Genomic DNA, 4,506 nt, shown 5'->3' with positions numbered 1-4,506 from the left:
TGCTCAACGCCCTGCGCGAGACCCACGCCGCCGAAGCCGCCATCTCCCTCGCCACCCGCACCCTCCACACCGCCCTGCACACCGCCTGAACCCGCGGCGGGGGGGACGCCGAGCGCGGCTCAGAAGGTCCGGAGACGGTACGAGCCGCCCAGCTCACGCACCTCCACGGAGCAGACCACGGGCTGGGTCGTGCCCACTCCCAGGTGCTTCTCCAGCAGGGCGAGCACGTCCTCGGACAGCCGGGCCCTGACCGTGTCGGGCCGACCGGGGAGCAGCCCCACCTCCACGTGCACGAAGGCCGCCGCGTCGCCGTGCCGGTCCGCCACCCGGGCCCCGGCCGCCTGCCGGAACAACATCTTGCAGGTGCCCGCCGAACCGCTCCCCTCCAGAACCGCCGGCTCCAGTTCGGCCGCGAAGACACGTGGGTCGAAGGAGTCGGCGATCCGCGGGGAGTAGTCGACGGTGATGTGCGGCATGGCGACCCTGGTCCTCTTGGCCGGCCGGCTTCCTCGACCGTGTTCCGCTGTGACGGTCGCCTCCCGGCACGACTCGTGTGCTCGTGTGCGGCGAGTCAGTTGTATCAGCCGTCGACCTGCAGACATCCGGCGGAGGGGGGGTCCGCCCGGTCGGGCCCGCCGGCGGTCCGTGGATCGCGCAGCCGCCCCTTCGGCCGAAGGGGCGGCTGCGCGGCGCGCCTCGGCCGTGCGGGCGGGCGGCGGTGCAGGATCGGTGGGGCGGACGGCCCGGGACGGGGCCTCCCGCCCCATCCCCACCACCCGCGAAGGCCCGGCGATGAGACGCTTCGACGCCCCGCTGTTCCCGCTCTCCGAGTCCGGCGGCGGTCCCGGCGCCCGCCGGGCGGCGGCGTGACCGCCGCGCCGGACGGCGGCCGCTACGGCGAGGCCGTCTTCCGTCCCGAACAGGCCGGCGAGGACCGGCGCATCGATCTCGGCGCCCTCACCTACGACGACGTCACCATGGCGCGGCTGCGGGCGCTCGGCGTCGGGCCGGGGTGGCGTTGCCTCGACGTCGGGGCCGGCACGGGCACCGTCTCCGGCCGGCTGCTGGACGAGGCAGGGGTGCGGAGCGTGCTCGCCGTGGACCGCGACGTGCGGTTCCTCGCCGGCCGTCCCGGTCTCGACGTCCTGGAGGCCGACATCACCGCCGGTCTCACCGCCCCGGACCTCGTCCCCGGCCGGTTCCGGCTCGTCCACGCGCGTTTCGTGCTGATGCACCTGCCCGAGCACGAGCGCGTGATCTCGGCGCTGGCCGAACTCGTCGCGCCCGGCGGTGTGCTGGTGCTCGGCGACGCGGTCGACCTGACGAGCGACCGGACGCCCGGCACGCCGTACACCACGGTGATGCGGGCCATGTGGCAGGGGCTGCGGGCCACGATCGGCACCGACGTGTCCTGGGTGCCCTCGTACCCGCAGCTGCTGCGCGGGGCGGGGCTCGGGTCCGTGGCCGCCGAGATCCATGTGCCGCCGCTGCTGCCGGGCAGCCCCGTCAACCGCTTCTGGGCGGACACCTGGGAACGGAGCCGGGCGGCGATGCTCGCCACCGGCCTGGTCGACGACGCCGCCGTGGACGCGGCGGTCCGGTACCTGGCCTCCGAGGAGTGCGCCGCGCTGTCGGCCGGCCTGCTCACCGCCTGGGGCTGGAAGTCCGGCGAGGACGCCTCCCCCTGATCGGGGCGGACCCGGTCAGGGCTGCCGGGGCCCGGGGCGTACGAGGCCGGTCTGGTGGGCGATGACGACGAGTTGGGCGCGGTCGCGGGCTCCGGGCAGCCGGAAGGTGCCGCGCGGCAGGGCCTGGTCGTCGGCGAGCAGGACACGGACACTCACGCGGCGGCCTCCGGTTCCCCCGGTGCGCGGGAGTGCAGCGGGAGGGCGGGATCTCGCTTGGATCACCCAGGCTGTCCCGGCGAGGGCCCCCTCGTCGTCGTGCGGCTGCTGGCACCGCGTGCTGCTGAATCCGGAGGACGGACTACCGAAACCGCGGTACGCGGCGGGGCCGCGGGTCGTGCCCCGGTACGACATCGGGACCGCCGGGCCCCGGCTGCGCAGGCCCGTCCAGAGCCTCCGCGGAGTCAGCAACCCCACTCCCGGGCGGGGTCCCCGCCGCCGTCGGAACCGGGCTGTGCGTGGACGCGGACGGCATCTGCGCAGAAGCGACACACAGGCTGCACACTGCCTGGCCAAAGGCTCGCTACCGTTCTGGCCGTTCGATCCCACGTGCGATCGAGTTCAGGCCACGGCACAGGATGCCGCCGGCGCAGTCGAGTCAGGAAGACGCGGATGGACTACTGCTCCTCGTGCCGTCGGCACCTCAACGGCGCCTTGGCGTGCCCCGGTTGCGGCGCCTACGCCCCGGACGGCGCCACGCGCGGCGTCCCGGCACCGGCACCGTCCGGCGCGGCGGCCTGGCAGGCCCCGGCAGCCACCGCGTGGTCCGACGACACCGCGTGGCCCGACGGCGTCCCGTGGTCCGGCGACACCGCGCCGTCCGGCCCGGACGCGGACGCCGAGGAGGCCGCGGAGAGCCCGTACGACGGCCCCGACGCGGCACCGCCCGCGGCGCAGGGCCGGGCTGCCCGGCGCCGCCAGCGGGCCCGCTGGAAGAAGAACCAGCGGCGTGCCGTGGTGGCCACCGCGGTCGCCCTGGTCGGCGGCGGGCTGACCGTCGCCTCCATGGACCGGCAGGGCGGCGACCGGGCCCAGGCGGCCACGGCCCCCGACAACCGGCCCATGGGCCTCGCCGACGAGCCGGCGGCGGACACCGGCCAGGCGGCGTCGGTGCCCACCGGCCGGCACCGGGCCCCGGACGCCGCGCCCTCCGCCCGTGCGGCGGCCGCGAACGCGCCGCGCGAACAGAGCACCGGCGTCCCCCGTGCCACGGCGACGCCCGGTCAGGACGCGGCCACCTCGCCGACCCGCACGGCGACCTCGGCCGCCGCGCAGCCGTACTCGGCCGCGGCGGTGTCCGGGACCAGCACCGGCGCGGTGGCCGAGCCGACGGCCACGGCCACGGCCACGCCCACCGCCACCACCACGACGTCCGCCGGCACCGGCACCCCTGCGTCGTCTGCGAGCCCCGCACCGACCACGACCGCGTCCTCGCCCTCGCACCTCTGCCTGCTGGTGATCTGCCTCGGCTGACGCCGGGGCGGTGCCGCCCGCCGAGGGACCGCGCCCCGGCCGGTTCAGCGGTGACTCACCAGGGGAGCCGGCCGTTGACGTCGAAGTAGCCGCCGGTCGGTCCGTCCGGGCCGATCTGCGCCATCCTGACCACGATCTCGGCGCCCTGCTCCACGGTCTGGGTGCCCGTGTTGCCGTTCAGGTCCGTCTTGGTGAAGCCGGGCTCGACGGAGTTGATCCGCAGGTCCGGGAACGCCTTGGCGAACTGCACGGTGAGCATGTTGACCGCGGTCTTGGACGTCGGGTAGGCGATACCGGGGTAGAAGTGCGCGGGGTGGTCGGGGTCGGACAGGGCCGTCAGCGAGGCGAGACCGCTGCTGACGTTGACCACGACCGGTGCCGCCGAGCGCTCCAGCAGGGGCAGGAAGGCGTGCAGGACGCGGACCACCCCGAAGACGTTGGTCTCGAAGGTGTTGCGCATCTGGTCGGCGGTCACGTTCCGGGCGGTGGGGACGCTGTTGTCCGCGTTGCGGGTCTCGATCGCGGCGTTGTTGACCAGGACGTCGAGGCCGCCGTCGGCCTCGATCCGCTGGGCCGCGGCCTCGACCGAGGCGTCGTCGGTGACGTCGAGGAGGACGAACCGGGCGCCCAGTTCCTCGGCGGCCCGGCGTCCGCGCTCGGCGTCCCGGGCCCCGATGTACACGGTGTGACCGGCGGCGACGAGTCGGCGGGCGGTTTCGTGTCCGATGCCCTTGTTGGCGCCGGTGATCAGTGTTGTCGTCATGCCTCAAGATTGCTCCGGGGCCGCTGGAGCAACCAGAAGACCCTTCTTCCTGGGACTGCGGGTACCACCGACGCACCTCTCCGCGACCTGTCCCGGGCACCGGCCGACAAGGAGGACTGGATGGGGCTCGTGCTCTTTCCCGCAGACGGCGACGAGACCAGCCCGGACATCTCCTGGTCCTACACCGGCTTCAGCATGTTCAGGCAGTGGCTGGCCGAGGCCGAGGGGTTCGCTCTCGCCGACATGCGCGGCTTCGGCGGAGACCGTGCGTGGAGCGGTGTCTCCACTCCGCTGGCCCCGCTGCTCGACCATCCGGACGACGACGGCCCCGACCTCACGGCCGCTCAGTGCGCGGCCATGCTGCCCCGGCTGGCGGCGATCGTCGAGCGACGTCGGCATGACGGCAGCGATCCCGTTCTGCGACGGCGCGTCGACGACACCCGCCGGCTGGTCACCGTCCTGACGTTCTGCGTGGACAAGGACGTGGGCCTCGTCTTCGGCTGACCGGAACCGGAGCGACGGCTGCCGTGACCGGTGAGGTGGCCGCGGGGGGGGGGGCGGCGGCCCCCGGGGGGGGCCCGTGCC

At 75.0% G+C, this 4,506-nt stretch carries 7 protein-coding genes; 4 read left to right on the top strand and 3 right to left on the bottom strand.

All coding sequences use genetic code 11. The features are described 5' to 3' along the window. Window positions 1-119 precede the first annotated feature (119 nt). A complete protein-coding gene (locus AB0472_RS45865) occupies window positions 120-476 on the bottom strand; it encodes a 5-carboxymethyl-2-hydroxymuconate delta isomerase (protein WP_366365641.1) in 357 nt (118 codons plus the stop codon). A 253-nt stretch (window positions 477-729) separates the two neighbouring features. Here AB0472_RS45865 and AB0472_RS45860 point away from each other — a divergent pair, with 253 nt between their 5' ends. Further along, window positions 730-870, top strand: coding sequence for a hypothetical protein (locus AB0472_RS45860; RefSeq protein WP_366365639.1), 141 nt, complete (start codon window positions 730-732; stop codon window positions 868-870). Next, complete coding sequence (locus AB0472_RS45855; protein WP_366365637.1) at window positions 867-1,688, top strand: class I SAM-dependent methyltransferase; 822 nt, start codon at window positions 867-869, stop codon at window positions 1,686-1,688. Before AB0472_RS45860 ends, AB0472_RS45855 begins: the two co-directional genes overlap by 4 nt. Before the next feature lie 15 nt (window positions 1,689-1,703). Here the strand turns inward: AB0472_RS45855 and AB0472_RS45850 are convergent, their stop codons facing one another. Then, complete coding sequence (locus AB0472_RS45850; RefSeq protein WP_366365636.1) at window positions 1,704-1,844, bottom strand: hypothetical protein; 141 nt, start codon at window positions 1,842-1,844, stop codon at window positions 1,704-1,706. A gap of 453 nt (window positions 1,845-2,297) precedes the next feature. Between AB0472_RS45850 and AB0472_RS45845 the strand changes: the two genes are divergently transcribed. After that, a complete protein-coding gene (locus AB0472_RS45845) occupies window positions 2,298-3,158 on the top strand; it encodes a hypothetical protein (RefSeq protein WP_366365635.1) in 861 nt (286 codons plus the stop codon). 55 nt (window positions 3,159-3,213) lie between these two features. On the opposite strand, the gene AB0472_RS45840 is transcribed toward AB0472_RS45845, so the two are convergent. Beyond that, a complete protein-coding gene (locus AB0472_RS45840) occupies window positions 3,214-3,921 on the bottom strand; it encodes an SDR family oxidoreductase (protein WP_366365634.1) in 708 nt (235 codons plus the stop codon). 120 nt (window positions 3,922-4,041) lie between these two features. On the opposite strand from AB0472_RS45840, the gene AB0472_RS45835 reads away from it, so the two are divergent. Then, on the top strand, window positions 4,042-4,425 hold the full coding sequence (locus AB0472_RS45835; protein WP_366365633.1) for a hypothetical protein: 384 nt from the start codon (window positions 4,042-4,044) through the stop codon (window positions 4,423-4,425). The last annotated feature ends 81 nt before the right edge of the window (window positions 4,426-4,506 follow it).

The sequence above is a fragment of the Streptomyces sp. NPDC086777 genome, assembly GCF_040702065.1.
Lineage (GTDB): Bacteria > Actinomycetota > Actinomycetes > Streptomycetales > Streptomycetaceae > Streptomyces.
The sequence above is the reverse complement of the archived record's forward strand: the minus strand, read 5'-3'. Positions and strand labels throughout refer to the sequence as shown.

Coding starts and splice junctions, on each gene's coding strand:
- AB0472_RS45865 (WP_366365641.1), bottom strand. CDS start 476: ATGCCGCACATCACCGTCGACTACTCCCCGCGGATCGCCGACTCCTTC.
- AB0472_RS45845 (WP_366365635.1), top strand. CDS start 2,298: ATGGACTACTGCTCCTCGTGCCGTCGGCACCTCAACGGCGCCTTGGCG.
- AB0472_RS45840 (WP_366365634.1), bottom strand. CDS start 3,921: ATGACGACAACACTGATCACCGGCGCCAACAAGGGCATCGGACACGAA.
- AB0472_RS45835 (WP_366365633.1), top strand. CDS start 4,042: ATGGGGCTCGTGCTCTTTCCCGCAGACGGCGACGAGACCAGCCCGGAC.